Genomic DNA, 18597 nt, shown 5'->3' on the forward strand with positions numbered 1-18597 from the left:
GGTTTTTTCAATTCTTTCTATGTTGTTTTACAATCTTTTTCCACTTAGCTCGCTCAGATCGGGCAAGTGCTAAATCTTGTTTCCTCATCGTATATGCAATTTCTCTCTGCAACTTTTTATAATTTCGCAAACGCTCTGTTGCTATAATACCATCATCAATCGCCATTCGAACGGCACAGCCCGGTTCACTGTTGTGCTCACAATCTCGAAAACGACACTCTTTGGCGAATTCTTCAATATCAGAAAATGTCGCATGGATTGCTCCGCTGCCTTCCCAAAGTTGAAGCTCTCTCATACCAGGAGTATCAATTACTAAACCACCACTTGACAATTGGAACAGCTCACGATGAGTCGTTGTATGTCGTCCTTTACTATCCTCTTCACGAACACCACCTGTTTTTGCAACTTCAGCTCCCATTAATGCGTTTAATAAAGTAGATTTCCCAGCGCCTGAGGAACCCACGAGGGCAATCGTTTTACCAGGAGCTACAAATTGTTGCAAGGACCCAATTCCCGCTTGCTGTAAACTGTCAACTGCAAAGATTGGAACACCAATAGCTATCGCCTCTGTTTCCAATATCTTTTGCTCCACATCTTCACACAAGTCACTTTTTGTCAAAACAATAACAGGCATTGCTCCACTTTCATAAGCAAGTAATAAATAACGTTCCATTCTTCTCACATTAAAATCATGGTTAAGAGCATTTACTAAAAAGAGATAGTCCACATTTGCTGCTATAATCTGTTCAACAGTTCTGTTACCAGCTTCTTGTCTAACAAAGGAACTTTTCCTTTGCAAAATACGGTGAATAATCGCCTTATTTTCTTCTTCTAACTTCTTTATATACACCCAATCACCAACTGCTGGATAATCCCCTTTAGATAACGCTTCATGCCGAAACTTTCCAGATAGCTCTGCTACATATTCACCATCATTACAAATGATACGATATATATGCTTATGTTCAAGTAAAATCCGTCCTACTTCATACTTGTCTACAGATTGATTCTCAAAAAAAGAATCCCATCCAAATGTTTCTAAACAATTTTGATTCAAATTATTATCCTCCCTATTTTGAGCCCAGTGGAAGGATTGTGCGATTCCTACAAAGTCTCGCTCTTTCCATCCACCTTTGTATTCGCTTTCATATTTCTATCAATAATCATCGCCATAATACATCACCCCGTTCTTAGTTTAGTTAATCTCATTATATGTAATATTATTTTGAAAAGCTACTTTATTTAACGGAATTTTCGGATATATATTTTTTTATTGTTCTTATTTGTCCACAATGGCTGATTTCATCCTCCCTTTCTAGATTTACGATAATGAAAAAGAACGTCACGTAATAGACTGAAATATACCGAAATTTTCCTTTATAATAAAAGTGAACAAGCATGTAGCCAGACCAAATTTTCTCAATATGCTCATATAAAATTTAAAAAGGAATATAAGTGTAAAAAACGAATCTTATTCACTAAAAGGAGTGGATTTGATGGAGATGTATCAATGGCTAACTGCTGTTCTCGTTGGTGGCATGACTGGCTTCGTTTCCCATCTAATCAATAACCAAGGCAAGTTATTGCTTCCACGCCGTTTAAAAACCTTCTTTCATCTTGGTTTTCTAACTGATATATTAACTGGTAGTCTTGCAGCACTTCTAGGACTCGTCTTATTTGATGTAATTACAATAAAAGAGATTATTAAAGTATCCATTGTCACTGCCATTTCAGGGCAAACCTTCTTACTTCATCAAGCACTTGGTGGTGAACAAGCCAAAAACACACAAATTGGTAAAGTCGATGAGAAAATTCAAGAAATTGACAAATTATTACGACGTTAATCTATACTTTCATTAAAAACTATTGCTATAATGAAAAATAAATATTTCTGAATTGTGTTGTCTGTCAGAAGAAAGGGTGTTTCGTATGCCAAAAAAGAAAATAGAAGATTTCTTAACAGACTCTGAAAAAGAGGAACTGATAGAAAACTATAAATGTTTACGAGCAGCCCGCACAAAACGTGAAGCTAACCATTTTGGTGAAACAGTCAATCACCTATTAGATAAAGCAAAAAAACGAATTATTGAAGAAGCAGGAATAGAAGATGAAAATGCTGCAACTGTTCAATCTAAACGAAAAGCACTGTTTTAGTCATGTATCTAAAATAGTGCTTTTCGTTAATTTGTTTACATAATATTATTACTGTTTATAAAGAGGTGGTCTTCTGTTTTCCCCCTAATTCTCCTGTCATGTATCGATCACTTTTTCGGAATACTAAAAGTGAAACCACATATAAGATAGCCGTAAAAGAGCCAATGAAAGTAAAATTATCAAATACTGCAAACAGCACTCCCGCCACTGCCGCTCCAATTGTTTGCCCAATATACATAGAAGAATTTGCTAACGCCGCTCCTGTTCCCCTAGCTATGCTAGATATCTTTTGCAAACGGCTCATCATAAGTACAAATAAAATTCCTGTAATGAAAAATAAAATAAAGAAAAATAACTCAACCAATAGAATTTGTTTCAAGTGCGGTAAAATAACATATAAACCAGCTACAACAAAAATACCGCCATAAAAAGCATAAGTATAACCTAATTTTTTAACAAGTCTAGGTCCTAAAATATTGCCTGCTAGATTTCCTAATCCAAGTATAAGCATTGCTGTTCCTACTTCATTTACTTGTAACTTAAATTGAGTTGCTAACCATACTCCAAAAAATGAAAATGCTGCAAAATTGCCTGTTTGGAAAAGAAAATATGCAAAGTAAGAAAGTGAAACCTTCGACTCCCCTAATAGCTGTTGATAACGACTTATAATAGATTGATGCTTTTGTTCTATTTGCAGTGGCTGTATTTCTGGCAATGCAATATAAATAAAAATGACAAGTATCGCTGAACAAATACCAATTATAAAGAAAGGTGTTGTATAGTGTATCGTTGCTAAATATGCTCCAATTGGTAATCCTAGTACTTGCGCTAATGATAGTCCTGCTGTTGCAATCCCAATTGATTTCATAACTTGATTTTTGGACACAAGAAGCGGAATAGATGCCCACACTTGTGGAGATACAAATGCTGCACTTATTCCTGCACAAAAACGGAAGGTAATCATCCACCAAAAGCTTGATGCTAATCCGCATAAAAACGTACTAATTGCAAAAAAGCTCATGCCTCCTAACATTACCCTCTTCCGATTTAATCCATCAGAAATAGGTCCAGCAATAAGTGCAAATACAGCATATCCCAGTGCATATGCACTTACCATCCATCCTGAAATTTCTGTTGGAATCCCGTATACTGTTTGTAGTGTTGGTAATAATGGTGAAATCAAAAAAGTATCTGTACCAATCATAAACATCATGCTAAAAAATAATATCATAATTTTGTTCATCTTCTCCATCTCCTTAAATAGTAACAAAGGGTAGAATTTCACCCTTTGTTACTACTCCTCTAAAATAGATTGTATATATTCTAAATCACTCTCATGTAGCGATACATCTACTACTTTTACATTTTCTCTTACTTGCTCTGCACGTTTCCCACCAGGAATCACTGTATCAATTCCCTTTTGATTTAAAAGCCAAGCTAACGCTACATTAGATAACGTTGTATTTTTTTCTCTAGCAAAATCTTTTAATTTTTTGACTTTCATAAAGTTTTTCTTATATGTATGTTCCTCAAATAATGAGACATCTTTACGCCAATCTGTTTCATCTAGTTTCAGATCTTCTGGATATCTACCACCTAAAATGCCAAAAGCAAGGGGACCATATGGAATAAATGAAACTCCTTCTTTTATGCAATATGGCAAGAGCTCCTTTTCCGCTGTACGATCTAACATATTATAAGGAGACTGCAGTATATCAATATCGCCAAATTGATTCGCCTCTTTTAGCTGAGCTAAGTTTACATTTGATATTCCTATCGAACGAATCTTCCCTTCTTCTTTTAATCGAACAAGTTCTCCAATTGAATCTATGTACATAGTTTCTGAATTTGTAAAATGTAAATAATATAAATCTATATAATCTGTCTGTAATCTTCGCAGGCTATTTTCAACTGCATTTCTTAAATAATTTGGTTCATTATTAATACAAGTAGAACCGCTCAATAATGGCTGTATCCCTCCTTTTGTAGCGAGTACAAGCTCTTGTCGTTTTCTTTTAATCGTCTCTCCTATTAATTCCTCAGATCTGCCAAATCCATATGAATCAGCTGTATCTATCAATGTAATGCCTTGCTGAAGTGCCTCCTCAATCATTCTTATTCCTTCTTGTTCATTCACATTTAAAAATAAATTATGGCCCCCTACTGCATTCGTTCCTAACCCAATTTGAGAAATTTGTAATCCTGCCTTTTGCAACTTCGTATACTTCATTTTTATCCCCCTATACATTTCTATTGTTCGAATATATTCGAACAATAGAAATATAGCACTTTATATGTTATAGTGCAACTGAAAGAACTTATAAGGTAGGTGAAATTATGCGAACACTATATCATCCAAATCGAGAAGAAATTCAACTTTCTTCTGTCTTATATGCTCTTAGCGACCAAATTCGTTTACAAATTGTAAATATGCTAATGGAACAAAAAGAACAATCATGCGGTGCACTAAATATTCCAGTTGCTAAATCAACTTTGTCACACCATTTTAAAGTTTTACGCGAATCCGGTGTTATGTACACTCGTCTAGAAGGTACACAGCGTTTTATTTCGATTCGAATGGAAGATTTAAATGCTAGATTTCCTGGATTATTAGATGCTGTCTTGCAAGCAACGGAACCATATTAAAAAACATCTCATATTCAAATGAGATGTTTTTTAATACCAATTATTCTTTTGACAAATCTATTAATCCATTTCCCTCTGATGTTCGCTCATATCCTAAAGGTACAGTCCGCTTAATAAGCTGAGCATAAATTTCTGGTTCTGATAACTTTCTTCCATACTCTCTTTCGCACTGCTTAATCAGAAGCGCTAATGCTCCAGCAATATGCGGCGTAGCCATTGACGTCCCACTTAATACCGCATATTTCCCTTCTGGATAAGTAGAAAGAATTTTTTCTCCTGGCGCTACTAAATCAATTTCTTGATTCGAATTACTAAAACAAGCTAGCTTTCTCTCTAAATTAACAGCTCCGACTTCAATGACCTCAGAATAAGCACCCGGGAAATCCAATTCTTCTGTTTCATCACTACAGTCCCCATTATTTCCTGCAGCGCATACAACAAGTATTTCTTGCTTTACCGCATGCTGGATCACTTCATGTAATTCTGGTACATCCTCTGAACCTCCAAGTGACATGGAAATAATCCGGACTCGCTCTTGATTTGGTCCTCTCCAGCGTACTGCATAGTCAATCGCTTCAATAATTTGCTGATAACTTCCAGAGCCATCCCCTGATAATACTTTTAATACTAATAATTTAGCAAGTGGAGCAACACCTAGAACACCCACACCATTTTCTGTCGCTGCAATTGTTCCTGCAACATGGGTTCCATGACCATTATTATCAAGATAAACGTTTGGATTGCCCTCATAATCCTCAGTAAAATTTCTTCCGCCAATAATTCGGTCTTTTAAGTCAATATGATTTATATCACAGCCTGTATCTAATACCGCAACTACAATATCTTTCCCTTTTGCACTCTTTTCCCAAACCTCAGGAGCATGAATCAGTTGTACACCTGGTGGGATTTCGTTTACTTGCTCAACTACTTTATTTACCGTATACGGAATTAATTGAATCCCTTTTTGCTTATTCGCTGTACTACTGTTCATCATAATCCCTCCTAAAATATATTATTTTTACATTTTGAATACGCTTTCATTTATAAAAAACATTCGTTTTCTCACTTCTATTTTCCTGCTTCAAGATTTTTCTCAATACAAAAAACATCTTTTCCATCAGATATTCTGACGAAAAAGACGTTTGTGAAATCTTATGCTACTTCATTTTTTGCGGTCACAAATTCCCTTTCTTTCATAACAGCATGATCGCTGGAATAAGAACCTACTCAGCCTTAATACCGCACAATATGATACTAGTATCGTACTGATTATTTAAATTAATGTAATGAGTGATTTTGTTTAAATACCTAGCAAACTAAACATACCCAGCCTTTACTAACTCATCCGCAACCTTGCCTTCAATTGCTTTAAATAACGAGATCGTATCAGAATGAAATATACAATTTGAATTCCAACAAAAATACTTAGTACAATTGCATTTTCCTTTAAAAGTGAATACTCAAACATTTGCCCTAAAGTCGTTAATGCAACAGCACCGTGTAATGTTGCAACACCAATTGGAACAAAGAATAATAGCGCTAATCGAATTGTCACAACTTTGGATAATTCTCCACTTGTTAACCCTACTTTTCGAATTGATTCAAATAAACGATAATCATCTTCTAAGTCAGAGAATAAGCGGAAGTATAGAAAACTACCCGCACATACAAAGAACACAATACCGATAAAAAATCCTACAAATAAAATAGGTCCAGCAACCTGTAAAGCTTGATTTTGCTCATACTCTGCTGCACTAAATCTCGAATGCTCTTGTTGAGATTTTATTTCGTTTGTTATTTCCTTTCCAGCTTCAATTTCATTTTTGCTTTCCTTCGTTTGATACATATAATCTTTTACTTCCTTGAAGCCATCTTGTAATAGATTATATTGATCTTCTGAAATAACGTAGACATTCCTAGTAAGTGCTTTACCAAGAGAAGATGTATGAATTTCTTTCACCTTCAATGATGTATTTTGATTCGGTAATTCTAATGTTTTTCTTTCTTTTTTTTGTGGTACTGGCATTTCTGCTGATAGAAAGAGTGCTGTATTTTCTTTCAAATCACCTGGCTGTTCACCTGTAAGCTTTGCATATTTCTTATAATCAGATTCTCTTACAAAGACTGCATCTCGCAGTCCTTTCTCTTCGGTTTGCTTTGAGACAACATCTGTTTTTTCGTTAGATATATTATAGTTCTTTAATGTTTGCTCAATCATTTGTACATGCCCTGCTTCATTTTCATTTCCTTGTTTAGATTGATACTGAAATGCAATCGGTTGATCCATTATGCTCTTCGTCATAGAAGCAAAGCCAACTAGTGTACCAATGGCAGAAAAAGCTACAGTCGAAATAATTGTAACAATAAAGAACATCCGTGCATTATCTCTCATGCGATATGCTAAATCTGATAGAGTAATGATATTAGTTCTTGTCCAATACAAACGTTTGCTTTTTTTACATGCTCGAATAATATATACACTTAGCTGCTTATACAGTAAGTATGTACCAATAATGACAACCGTCGTTACAGGAATCAACATAATAAAAACCATTGCACCATGCGAAGATAAGGCACCTACATATCCTGTACCAAGCAATACCACAGCTAGAATTGAAAAAATAATGGACGCTTTTGGTTCAGGCTTCGCTTTTACTGCACCTCTAAATAGTTTCATGATTTGATTTTTACGAATCATTCCTGCACTAAAAAAAGAAATAATAATAAATAATATAAAAAACATAACACTCGTTACGCCAATTGCTGTTGTTGGTAAATAATATGATAAAGATAGATCTAGCTTCAATACTAATGGCGCTATCCAAATCAATAGACCTGAAAACAGCATTCCACAAATGATACCCGCAATAATTGATGCCATACCAATCATGACATTTTCAAAAAAGATAAGACGTCTTAATTGAAATTTCGTCATACCTAGCATCATTAAAATCCCTAATTCACGCTTCCTTGTTTTTAAAAACATTCCCATTGAATATAGAATAAAGAAAAACGTAAAAAGATAAATAATAACTTGTGCAAAAGACATACTTACAAATACATATTGACCTAATTGACCGGCACTTAATGCAGGATGAAATGCAAAAAATGAGTAAACAAAGAAGGCCATAATTGCAAATGCACTACTCAAAAAATAAGCCGAATATGTTCGTCTATTCCGCGTTACATTACGAAACGCTAATTCCCTAATATTCATATTATTTCTCCGCCCTTTCAATAACTATATTGCTATCATAATAAAGCGAAGAAATATCTACCATCGATTCAAATGACAAAAACCTTACATTTTTGAAAGGTCACAGAAAAATTGATTAAACTAGGCATTTTCTTTATAATAACTACATTCATATTCATACGTTCAACCTATTGTATATTCGTTAATTTTACGAAATAATAAGGATGGATATTTCTGAATCAGTACATATAAACTTATCACTCGTTCTATATGAATAGGAGGAAAACATAATGACATTACAAGAACAAATTATGAAAGCATTACATGTTCAGCCTGCAATTGATCCAAAAGCAGAAATTCGTAAACGAATTGATTTCTTAAAAGATTATTTAAGAAAAACAGGTGCAAAAGGCTTTGTACTCGGAATTAGTGGTGGACAAGATTCAACACTAGCAGGCCGCTTAGCACAGCTTGCAGTTGAAGAATCTCGCAATGAAGGATACAACGCAACATTTATCGCTGTACGCCTTCCATATCAGGTACAAAAAGATGAAGACGATGCACAATTAGCACTACAATTTATTAAACCCGATCAATCTGTAGCTTTCGATATCGCTTCAACAGTTGATGCATTTTCAAGTCAATATAAAGACTTATTAGGAGAATCATTAACAGACTTCAATAAAGGAAACGTTAAAGCTCGCGTTCGCATGGTCACACAATATGCAATTGGTGGACAACAAGGTTTACTTGTTATCGGAACAGATCATGCTGCTGAAGCTGTAACAGGTTTCTTCACAAAGTTCGGTGATGGTGGTGCAGATCTTTTACCACTAACAGGATTAACAAAACGTCAAGGACGATCTTTATTACAAGAATTAGGCGCTGAAGAACGCCTTTACTTAAAAATGCCAACAGCTGATTTATTAGATGAAAAACCAGGTCAAGCTGACGAAACAGAATTAGGGATTACATACGATCAATTAGATGATTACTTAGAAGGAAAAGCAGTTCCTGAAGACGTTGCAGAAAAAATTGAAAAACGTTATACAGTAAGTGAACATAAAAGACAAACACCAGCATCCATGTTTGATGACTGGTGGAAATAAATAACATATATAAAAAGAAGCTAATTTCATTTAGCTTCTTTTTATATAAATCACTTCTTAAAAATTAGTTTCTATATATACATCAATTAAAAAACGGACATAAAATCCCTCTTTTTTGATAATTTTACCATACACTCAATGTAAATAATTCTGCATTTACCTATAAACATAAAAAGAGCACCTTTTACAGATGCCCTTTTTCATCAATACGTAAATGTAATTGTTGCTAATGAATACCCTGCCATCGCACTATACGGTGCAACTTGATAAGAAACTCGCTTCGCACCTTTTGGCCAAGTAAGTTCATTTAATACTTTTTTAATATCTTGCATTGTTCCATCCATAGATTGCTTATAACGCAGTTCTACTTTTTGAGGTTTCGTAGTAAATTGCTTCTGTAATTTTTGTTTCAACTCATTATAATCTTCAGCCCCATATTGCGTAGACAGATAGACTAAATTCGTGTCTTTTAGCATTTGTTGATATACCAACTTTTTTGAACTACCTTTCTTTATCTTACTTGTTAATTCATTATAGTAATTCGTAGATGCTACTGGATATTTACTACGATCCCATTCATGGTCTTTGCTTAATTGCTCGTCAGACATATTATAGTAAGAATATGTTACACGTCCTTCTTTATCTGGAACTGGATCATCAAATGTCGTATCGAGGTGATACCATTTATCCTCAATCTTTACTAGGTTCCAAGCATGTGCTTGTCCATTTCCTTTTCCAGTTACGATATGTGATTGAATACCCGCTTCTTTTAATAATTGATATGTTAATAGCGTATATCCTTGACAAACAGCTGAGCGATTGGCCAAGGCGTCATACGCTGTATATGCCTTATAAGAAGTATCATAGGAAACATGTTTCACAACATAATCATGAATCGCTTTTACTTTTTCATGATCATCCATGCCAGCTTTTATTATAGAATTCACAATCGATTTTGCCTGCGTCTTTACATATTGTGTTTGTTCTTTTGATTCACGATATGTAATGTTTAATGTAAACGCATAGTTTCCTGGTATTCCACGTATAGAGTACTTAGTACTTGCTATATTATATTTTACATACTCATCTGCATCTACAATTTTACTATACTCTTGAAAGAGCTTATCCATTACGTCTCTACCATTTTTCTCTTTTGTTTTGTATGTGATTGTAATATTTTCTTCTCGATTATCAATGCGCTTTTTTAACTCTTTCTGAAAATCTTCTAACAACTTTGTATCTGATGGTGTAGCTGCTACCTTTTGAGTTGACGCTGCATAAGATACGGAATGCACATGTAAACCACTGATCATAATTGTTGAACAAAGTGCGATAGCTGTTACATACTTGTTTGTTTTCTTCATCTTGTCACTCCTCCTACTCTAAAAATATACGAAAAAATATTCATATATTTTTAGAGTATACAGTATTTTCCCAAAAAGAAAATATGAGATTATGTATATTTATTAATTGCCATTTAAATATTATTAAAAGGAATTTCGGTAATATATAAACTAAAAAAGTAGTAACCCCTCCATTAGAAGTAACTACTACTTTTCTTTTTTCTAACAAGTTTGTAATATACAGCATGTATTTTCAAAACGACGATGTTTCAAATCATCATTTCCAATACAAAAGTATAGCATTCCTAAATCTCCCCACATCATATTACAATTCTTATAATCAGAATCAATTTGGAATAATAGCGTCATATGATGAGGATTCACACCAATGTAATCGCCAGCTTCTTGAAACACTTCTTCTTGAACAGAGAAAGGTTCACCAAATAATTGATGGTTGTCATAATGATCTGGGATTAATTCCTCAAGTAACTGCAGAAAACGATCCGAATCATCTTCATTTTCAATAAAGAGCTCTGGTAATTTATAAGTGCATTCAAATGATATTTCACATTGTATAAATTTCGGTTGGATTTCATCCATTCTTCGCAGTTGTTCAGGTGAAACATCATAATAAAGTACACATCCTACATCTTTCTGATTTACATCTTCATCAAAATGATTTTCATAACAAAAAAAATAGAGCATTCCTGTTTTAGGAAGATTGTGACTCATACCCACATCATGTAAATCATTTAAATTAAATTGCGCAATAAAATGTAATGGATTCTCTTTGTAAGTTGGATATTCAAATGAAACGGGCACATCAGGGACTCCTCCCATTTTAGAACAACCAATTGCAAGTGTATCCTTTTGTATAGGAGTAACTTTTATACAAGGAAATATAGTATTTACTAATTCCTGTTTTAAATGTGTCAATTCATATTTATCAATTAATGATTCAATTTGCTTTTTCATAAGCTCTCCTTAAGTAATGTACTTATTCGTATCATAGCACACATATAGTAACGACTTCATCTTCAAATTAAACAAACCATCAAAAAACGGGCTCATCTCTCATACGCGAACAAGTTTAAAAAAGCATAGTATACAGTGTTCCTACAAACATGATATCTCATAATTTCTTACAGTAGACCCTCTAATCATTCATTTTAACTTTTAATATAAGGAGGCTTTCCACATGGGTTACGGATATAGTTGTGGCGGTTATGGTGGTTACGGCGGTTTCGGTTACGGCGGCAGTTGTGGTGGTGGTTGTGGTTATGGCGGTTTCGCGTTATTAATCGTTTTATTTATCCTTCTAATCATCATTGGAGCTAGTTGCTGGGGCGGATTCGGCGGCTACTAAGTAAGATTTAAAAACTATTGTAAAAGAGCACGTGATTTGCGTGCTCTTTTACTATACAAAAAATTCATTATGTGAAAGGAATCATTCTTATGAAGATTGATGGTGTGTTTGAAGGTGGGGGTGTTCGTGGAATTGCACATGTTGGGGCAATTTGTGCATTAGCTGAGCAAGGCTACGATTGCGAACGCGTAGCGGGAACATCAGCTGGTGCTATTATCGCAGCCCTCTTGGCAGCTGGTTATTCTTGTACAGAGCTAAAAGACATTATAAATAACGTAGATTACCATCAATTCACAAAAAAAACTTTACTTGATAAGATCCCACTTATAGGAAAAGGGTTGAACACATGGGCTAGATTAGGAATCTATTCCAATATATTTTTAGAAGAATGGCTAGAAGACTTACTAAGAAAAAAGGGAATTTATCATTTTAGTGACTTACCTAATCAAAAAAATCTAAAAATCATCGTTTCAGATATAAGCAATGGCAAAATGGTTGTTTTCCCTGATGACTTACCCAACTACGGTTTTTCAAATTATCGTTTTCCAATCGCGAAAGCAGTTAGAATGAGCGGGACTATTCCTTTCTTTTTTGAACCAGTGAAATGGAAAACACCAAAATGGAAACAACCTTGTTACATGGTTGATGGTGGTATTTTAAGCAATTATCCAATCTGGATCTTCGACTCACCCACTATACCTCGCTGGCCTACCTTTGGCTTCCATTTTGTGAAAGATGAAATCCAAGCAGAGCCTGTTCCTTATGAAGAGCCTATTTCTATGTTCAAAGGGTTATTTAAAACAATGATGCAAGCACACGACTTACGTTATTTCGATAAAGAATCAAAGGCGCGAACCATTACAATTCCAACAGGTTCAATTACAAGTACCAATTTCCAATTAACTGATGCCGAAAAAGAATGGCTCTATCAATCTGGATACAACGCTGCGAATAAATTTTTACAATCTTGGAACTTCAAAAGATATGTCCATGAATATAGAAGCGGAAATCAAGATCGAAAAATATATCATCAAAACCGCTATTTGGATTCATAATATTCTTCTTTCAATTAGATTGTTCTTACTTTACATTACTATCAAATCAATAAGCCTAATAAACTATAATTGGATTAGGCTTATTGATTATAAGGTACACCTTAATACATATATACATCAATTGAAAAACCGACATAAAACCCCTCTTTTTAGGTGGGAGAGAGCATCTGGCCATGCATAGAAGCGGTCAGGGCCTTTTTCTGCCACATGCGAAGGAAAAACAGAAAGAACAAACGAGTGTAGGTGACTTTTTATTCTGCATAGCAGAGATTTAAATGTCGAAAAATTAAAGTGGATTTATATAGAATATTTCCTGCATTTATTTTTCATTAAGGATACTCCAATCCTTCCGCTTCTTTAGCAGTAACAACTACATACCGCTCTCCTGTCCTAAGTCCTAGTAACTCTGCCTTCTCAATTGCTTCTTGCTTCGTTTCCGCATAAGCTGCTAAATATTTAGTCCCTTCAATTACTTGACAAATAACATACTTTTTCATACTTTCTCTCCTTTTTCAATACATACTCTGTTACTTTTTTCATAAAAATGTACTACTATACTGATAAACTCTTTATCAATCTGGCTATGTTTTTAATTCCTATTTCGATTTCATCTAATGATGCATATGAATATGAAAGACGTAAAAAATCCCCTGCATTTCTATCATATAAATTCCCTGGATTTAGTAAAATATTTTCTTTTAATGCTTTTTCAAATAAAATTCGGCTTGAGATTTCGGGACCGATATGTAACCAAATGTAAAAACTACCTAGTGGGATATGCCAAGTTGCTATATCTTTACAATATTTATTGAGTACGTCAAGCATAAAGTCTCTCTTTCTTTTCAATTCGCCTCGTATATATTGTATATGTTCACCATAGAAGCCACTCCGAAACCATTCTGCAGCAACCTGTTGCGATATAGAACTAGAACCATAATCCGCTTGCATTTTTATATCTGCTAATCGTTGAATAACTGGTTCTGGTCCAACAATCCAACCATATGGATGGATACAACTTCTATTTTCTTTTATACAATATACACTATCATATTTGAATCATTTATACGGGAGGAAATAACATGACTGAAGCAATTATTCACGGTATCATCCTTGCATTTGGACTTATTATTCCATTAGGTGTCCAAAATGTCTTTGTTTTTAATCAAGGTGCCAGCCAAACAAATATTTGGCACGCCGCTCCTGTGGTGCTAACCGCATCCATTTGTGACACAGTGTTAATTCTCGTTGCCGTCCAAGGTGTATCTATTATGCTTCTTACTTTTTCTTGGCTCACAACAGCTCTTTATGTAATTGGATTTTTCTTTCTGATATATATGGGATGGGCAATTTGGAAAAGCGATGCTACAAAGGAACTACATAAAGAAAAAAAGATATCATTCAAAAAGCAAATTATTTTCGCTGCTTCTGTTTCCTTATTAAATCCACATGCAATTTTGGATACGATTGGTGTTATAGGAACAAACTCTATTCAATATGTAGGAGTTGAAAAGTGGGCATTTACTTTTGCAACTATTACTGTTTCTTGGATTTGGTTTATCGGGTTAGTATTTGCTGGACGAATGCTAAAAGAAATCGATTCATCCGGGAAAATAATTGAAATATTAAATAAAGTTTCTGGAGTTATGATATGGGGCGTCGCTCTTTATATGTTAAAGCAAATCGTTTTTCTGCACTAAAATAATGAGAATTGCATGCTGAGAATATGTTACATACAATTCTCATTTGGCGTGACAAAATAGAAACAACGTTAAGGAGTTGATTTAGGCTGTCGATGTAAAGCAGCTTGATTTTTTGCTGGTTTAATCCATATGATTGTAACAATCGCCCCAATCGCTGCAAAGATACTTGTTACATAAAAAACTTCATGGTCTGCTCCCTTCATAAAAAAAGAATAAAGAGGCGGACCTGCAGCTACACCAATAAAACGCATCGAACTATAAAATGAGGTAACTGTTCCTCTTTGTTCTTTTTCAATTCCTTGTGTAATCAAAGCATCTAAACATGGTAATGCTATCCCAATTCCAAGCCCCATAATAACAAGACAAAGAAGTAACAAATATATACCTTTCACAAATAATGGAATAGCAACAGATGCGGCGGCTAATATAAAACCGATGTATATACACCTTTTCATTATGATTTGGTTATCACCGATTTTCTTTCCTGCCATATATGAACTTAGTGATAGTACAAGTAAAGGAATAGCAAGTATACATCCTTTCCAAATTCCATGAATGCTATATTTTGTTTCTAATATGGTAGACAAATAAAAAAGAATCCCAAATAAAATAAGCATAGTAATCGCACCTAATATAAAGATTGCAACTAACCATCTTCCTTTTTCTCGGAAGGTTGAAGCAATGGAATGAATAAATTCCTTAAGTGGCGGCACTTGATTTTCTTGTTTTTTTGCTTTTACTAACAGCAATAATAAAACAATTGAGATAGCACATAATACCGGAATAGCCCAAAATGGTAAAAACCATACTATCCCAGCAAGAGCTGATCCTAATATTGGACTAAGTACTTTTCCAAATGTGTTCGATGTTTCAATAATCCCTAAGCCAGTACTTACTTCTTTTTCATCTTTATATAAATCACCGACACACGGGATGACAACTGGCATAGCTCCCGCAGCACCTATTCCTTGAATCGCTCTTCCTATAAGAATCCACACATAGGGATTTTCAACTTTCCATGATACCCAACCTGTTATAGCCCCTCCGATGGCAGCAATTAACAAGCTTGGGACCATCACCATTTTGCGCCCCCACCGATCTGATAAATAACCAGCGATAGGAATAAGTAAAATTGCCACAATAGAATATATTGTAATAATCATGGATGTTTGAAAAGAAGAAATATGCAACTTTTTTTCAATTGTTGGAAGGATTGGAATAAGCATTGAATTTCCTAATGTCATAACAAGTGGCACAGATGCAAGTGCAATTAAACAACAGTCTTCTTTTTTTAACATGCTAATTTCGAAACCTTTCATCATTTATTTCTTCCCACATAGTAGCCCTGATGGGATTTGATTTTATATTCCATCAGGGCTCTCACATCTTGTCTGCTTTTTAACTTATATAACAAAAGAAATTGGAGTAAAACCTAGCATTACTTCTATTCTTTCAATCCCCACAACAGTATATCCGTACTATTTAATGGAAAATTATCTTCCTTTCCACCTAACACCATACAATATTTTAAAAAAACAAAAAAGAAAGGAAGATCCCTTCCTTTCTCCCTTGACGCTTTCATTTTAGCGAATATATCCGCCACCAAGCTGTTGTTCTGCCATAGCTACAAGACGTTTCGTGATTTCACCGCCTACAGAACCATTTGCACGTGAAGAAGTATCGGCTCCAAGTTGTACACCAAATTCCTGTGCAATTTCATATTTCATTTGATCAAGAGCCGCTTGCGTTCCGCTTGATGCTAATTGATTAGAATTACGATTTCTAGCCATTACCGTTCACCTCCTTTATATATTAAAATGCAGAGAAACTCGATAATTTATTCTTGGTATTTTTTGGAATTTATTAATTCTAATAAAGCTCTTTCATCACCTTAAACTTCTATAAAGACTTTCAATATTTCTCCAACAATACGCAGTTTCTTCTGCATCTAATCTTTCTAAAAACTTAGTATCAACTAGTTCGGGGCGAAATTTTTCATAAAAGAGCTTTGAAGGATTATTAGAAAGAACCCATACTAATACCGATTTCACATCATTTTTTATAAATTCAGATACGAGCGTTTGAAATAATCGTTTTCCTACTTTATAACCTTGATATTCTTTTAATAGATAAATTGCATATAATTCCCCATCGCAATCATATTTTCCTGTTCTTTCAGTTCCACCATCAAGAAATCCTATGATACTGCCATCTAACGTTTCTGCTACATACCTATATTGATAAGGGGTCACTTGTTCGAAAATGGTTTTCCATTGTTTTTCTCGGCTTTCATGCGTGATATTATCTAAAATTTCATCAGGTAATATGCCTTTATACGTTGTTTTCCAACTATCCGTATGCACTTTTGCTATACCAGGAATATCCTCTTTTACTGCCTTTCTAATTTTTATTTCCATCTCTTCTCCCCCTTTTGCATTTCATTGTATCAAATGGAAACATAAAATCGATGTTGATTATGCAAATGATTAAATATTTCATTTACTTCCCTATATAATTAGTTTCTACGACAAACTATATAAATCCATTTTCATTTTTCGACATCTAAATCCCTGCTATGCAGAATAAAAAGTAACCTACACTCGTTTGCTCTTTCTGTTTTTACTTCGCATGTGGCAGAAAAAGGCCCTAACCGCTTCTATGCATGGCCAGATCCTCTCTCCCACCTAAAAGGAGGGGGGTATGTCGTTTTTTAAATTAATGTATATATAACAAACACATTTTATAAAAATAAATGAATCTAAAATAAAAAAGGGTGAATCCCATCACCCTTTTTACGTTATGACTATCTACTCTCAACCTCAACTGAAATAATATGATCAATCTCTTTTAAAGAACTATATAACTCAGTTGTATATAAATCTTCAGGTGCTAATATCACCATTTCTAATTGTTGAGCTGCACCATTATCAATATCTTTAATTTTAACCCGTTTCACTTGCATGTTTAAATTTTTTATTTGCTTAAAGATTCCATCTAACTCTTTATGCTTGTTTACAATAATTTTTATAGCTACGTCCTTTTGTCTTAATGAGTACGGTCCAGCAATCTTTACCAGATGAGGCAATACATTGATTGCTAATATAATTAAAATCATAGCTACTGTTGCTTGTATATAAAAACCTGCCCCAATTGCAATACCTAGAGCAGACGCCGCCCACACCATAGAAGCTGTAGTTAATCCCGAAATCACATCGTTATTTCTTCGTAAAATAACTCCCGCTCCGAGAAAACCAACACCACTTACAATTTGAGCTGCTAAACGCATCGGATCCATATTTGTATGACCTGGTGAAGAATAAACATTCACCGATTCAATTGAAACGATTGTAATTAAACAACTTGCTACAGAAATGACCATACTTGTTTTCACACCAAGTGGTTTATTCTTTAGCTGTCTGTCAATCCCAATAAATAAACCTAAAAAGAGTGCTAAACCTAATTTGAGTAAAAATTCATATGACATTTTTCATTCTCCTTACTTATATGATGTTCATCATTCCTCTTCGTAAACATCATTTTTCCTTGAATATTAAACTATAACTCGTTTTGGTTATCAATTCCAGTCTTTTCTATATAAATTCATTTTAATTTTTCAATATGTAAGTCGCTACTATGCATGGGCAGATGCTCTCGTCCACCTAACAAGAAAGGAGTGTTTACGTCAGTTTTTCAATTTCTGTCTATATATTAGCTAAGCTATATAAATCCATTTTAATTTTTCGACATCTAAATCCCTGCTATGTGGAGTAAAAAGTAACCTACACTCGTTTACTCTTTCTGTTTTTACTTCGGATGTGGCAGAAAAAGGCCCTGACCGCTTCTATGCATGGCCAGATCCTCTCTCCCACCTAAAAAGAGGGGGTTTTATGTCCGTTTTTTAATTGATGTATATATATAAAAGCCGGAAAAATATGAAGTGCACCCCGATTGTTAGACACAGTCTAACAATCGGAGGTGCACTTTTTAATGGCTAAACTTTCTTCAAAAGAAAAAATACGAGCGATAAG

General features: G+C 34.4%; 19 protein-coding genes and 1 pseudogene. 7 read left to right on the forward strand and 13 right to left on the reverse strand.

Annotated features, from left to right (window positions below; genetic code table 11):
• Positions 1 to 7: 7 nt before the first annotated feature.
• Positions 8 to 1057 (reverse strand): ribosome small subunit-dependent GTPase A, encoded by a 1050-nt coding sequence (gene rsgA / locus ACIQ7L_RS25620; protein WP_400572726.1) that lies wholly within the window; start codon positions 1055 to 1057, stop codon positions 8 to 10.
• Positions 1058 to 1496: 439 nt separating this feature from the next.
• On the opposite strand from rsgA, the gene ACIQ7L_RS25625 reads away from it, so the two are divergent.
• Both ACIQ7L_RS25625 and ACIQ7L_RS25630 read left to right on the forward strand, forming a co-directional pair.
• The gene (locus ACIQ7L_RS25625) at positions 1497 to 1844 is read left to right on the forward strand and encodes a DUF4257 domain-containing protein (RefSeq protein ID WP_097898584.1); all 348 of its coding nucleotides are present in this window, start codon (positions 1497 to 1499) and stop codon (positions 1842 to 1844) included.
• Positions 1845 to 1929: 85 nt separating this feature from the next.
• Positions 1930 to 2154, forward strand: coding sequence for a hypothetical protein (locus ACIQ7L_RS25630; protein WP_097898585.1), 225 nt, complete (start codon positions 1930 to 1932; stop codon positions 2152 to 2154).
• A 55-nt stretch (positions 2155 to 2209) separates the two neighbouring features.
• On the opposite strand, the gene ACIQ7L_RS25635 is transcribed toward ACIQ7L_RS25630, so the two are convergent.
• Both ACIQ7L_RS25635 and ACIQ7L_RS25640 read right to left on the reverse strand, forming a co-directional pair.
• Complete coding sequence (locus ACIQ7L_RS25635) at positions 2210 to 3397, reverse strand: MFS transporter (RefSeq protein ID WP_400572728.1); 1188 nt, start codon at positions 3395 to 3397, stop codon at positions 2210 to 2212.
• Positions 3398 to 3448: 51 nt separating this feature from the next.
• Positions 3449 to 4384 carry an aldo/keto reductase gene (locus ACIQ7L_RS25640; RefSeq protein ID WP_400572730.1) on the reverse strand — a complete coding sequence of 312 codons (936 nt, stop codon included), beginning with the start codon at positions 4382 to 4384 and terminating at the stop codon, positions 3449 to 3451.
• Between the two features lie 107 nt (positions 4385 to 4491).
• On the opposite strand from ACIQ7L_RS25640, the gene ACIQ7L_RS25645 reads away from it, so the two are divergent.
• Complete coding sequence (locus ACIQ7L_RS25645; protein ID WP_400572732.1) at positions 4492 to 4800, forward strand: ArsR/SmtB family transcription factor; 309 nt, start codon at positions 4492 to 4494, stop codon at positions 4798 to 4800.
• Between the two features lie 40 nt (positions 4801 to 4840).
• Here the strand turns inward: ACIQ7L_RS25645 and ACIQ7L_RS25650 are convergent, their stop codons facing one another.
• Together ACIQ7L_RS25650 and ACIQ7L_RS25655 are read right to left on the reverse strand one after the other, a co-directional pair.
• Entirely contained in the window at positions 4841 to 5791 is a 951-nt protein-coding gene (locus tag ACIQ7L_RS25650) for a S8 family peptidase (protein WP_400572734.1), read from the reverse strand.
• Between the two features lie 345 nt (positions 5792 to 6136).
• Entirely contained in the window at positions 6137 to 8017 is a 1881-nt protein-coding gene (locus ACIQ7L_RS25655) for an ABC transporter permease (protein ID WP_400572736.1), read from the reverse strand.
• A 269-nt stretch (positions 8018 to 8286) separates the two neighbouring features.
• On the opposite strand from ACIQ7L_RS25655, the gene nadE reads away from it, so the two are divergent.
• Complete coding sequence (gene nadE / locus ACIQ7L_RS25660; protein WP_335360721.1) at positions 8287 to 9105, forward strand: ammonia-dependent NAD(+) synthetase; 819 nt, start codon at positions 8287 to 8289, stop codon at positions 9103 to 9105.
• A gap of 203 nt (positions 9106 to 9308) precedes the next feature.
• Here nadE and ACIQ7L_RS25665 read toward each other — a convergent pair whose 3' ends face one another.
• Together ACIQ7L_RS25665 and ACIQ7L_RS25670 are read right to left on the reverse strand one after the other, a co-directional pair.
• Positions 9309 to 10469: a transglutaminase domain-containing protein gene (locus tag ACIQ7L_RS25665; protein WP_400572738.1), complete on the reverse strand. Its 1161-nt coding sequence runs from the start codon at positions 10467 to 10469 to the stop codon at positions 9309 to 9311.
• Between the two features lie 201 nt (positions 10470 to 10670).
• Positions 10671 to 11423, reverse strand: coding sequence for a YwqG family protein (locus tag ACIQ7L_RS25670; protein ID WP_400572740.1), 753 nt, complete (start codon positions 11421 to 11423; stop codon positions 10671 to 10673).
• A gap of 223 nt (positions 11424 to 11646) precedes the next feature.
• Between ACIQ7L_RS25670 and ACIQ7L_RS25675 the strand changes: the two genes are divergently transcribed.
• The gene (locus ACIQ7L_RS25675) at positions 11647 to 11814 is read left to right on the forward strand and encodes a YjcZ family sporulation protein (protein WP_400572741.1); all 168 of its coding nucleotides are present in this window, start codon (positions 11647 to 11649) and stop codon (positions 11812 to 11814) included.
• Between the two features lie 89 nt (positions 11815 to 11903).
• Positions 11904 to 12869 carry a patatin-like phospholipase family protein gene (locus tag ACIQ7L_RS25680; RefSeq protein WP_400572742.1) on the forward strand — a complete coding sequence of 322 codons (966 nt, stop codon included), beginning with the start codon at positions 11904 to 11906 and terminating at the stop codon, positions 12867 to 12869.
• Positions 12870 to 13198: 329 nt separating this feature from the next.
• Here the strand turns inward: ACIQ7L_RS25680 and ACIQ7L_RS25685 are convergent, their stop codons facing one another.
• Positions 13199 to 13366: a DUF3933 family protein gene (locus tag ACIQ7L_RS25685; protein ID WP_400572744.1), complete on the reverse strand. Its 168-nt coding sequence runs from the start codon at positions 13364 to 13366 to the stop codon at positions 13199 to 13201.
• 55 nt (positions 13367 to 13421) lie between these two features.
• Positions 13422 to 13868: pseudogene (locus tag ACIQ7L_RS25690) on the reverse strand (PLP-dependent aminotransferase family protein); the annotation flags it as partial.
• A gap of 80 nt (positions 13869 to 13948) precedes the next feature.
• Here ACIQ7L_RS25690 and ACIQ7L_RS25695 point away from each other — a divergent pair.
• A complete protein-coding gene (locus ACIQ7L_RS25695) occupies positions 13949 to 14566 on the forward strand; it encodes a LysE/ArgO family amino acid transporter (protein ID WP_400572745.1) in 618 nt (205 codons plus the stop codon).
• Positions 14567 to 14637: 71 nt separating this feature from the next.
• Here ACIQ7L_RS25695 and bcbE read toward each other — a convergent pair whose 3' ends face one another.
• The 4 genes from bcbE to ACIQ7L_RS25715 form a co-directional block, all read right to left on the reverse strand.
• On the reverse strand, positions 14638 to 15891 hold the full coding sequence (bcbE, locus tag ACIQ7L_RS25700) for a bacillibactin exporter BcbE (protein ID WP_400572746.1): 1254 nt from the start codon (positions 15889 to 15891) through the stop codon (positions 14638 to 14640).
• A 261-nt stretch (positions 15892 to 16152) separates the two neighbouring features.
• Entirely contained in the window at positions 16153 to 16359 is a 207-nt protein-coding gene (locus ACIQ7L_RS25705; protein WP_400572748.1) for an alpha/beta-type small acid-soluble spore protein, read from the reverse strand.
• A 96-nt stretch (positions 16360 to 16455) separates the two neighbouring features.
• A complete protein-coding gene (locus tag ACIQ7L_RS25710) occupies positions 16456 to 16986 on the reverse strand; it encodes a GNAT family N-acetyltransferase (protein WP_400572750.1) in 531 nt (176 codons plus the stop codon).
• 386 nt (positions 16987 to 17372) lie between these two features.
• Entirely contained in the window at positions 17373 to 18053 is a 681-nt protein-coding gene (locus ACIQ7L_RS25715; RefSeq protein WP_400572752.1) for an MgtC/SapB family protein, read from the reverse strand.
• Positions 18054 to 18597 lie beyond the last annotated feature (544 nt).

Source organism: Bacillus sp. NPDC094106 (genome assembly GCF_044764345.1).
Classification (GTDB): domain Bacteria; phylum Bacillota; class Bacilli; order Bacillales; family Bacillaceae_G; genus Bacillus_A.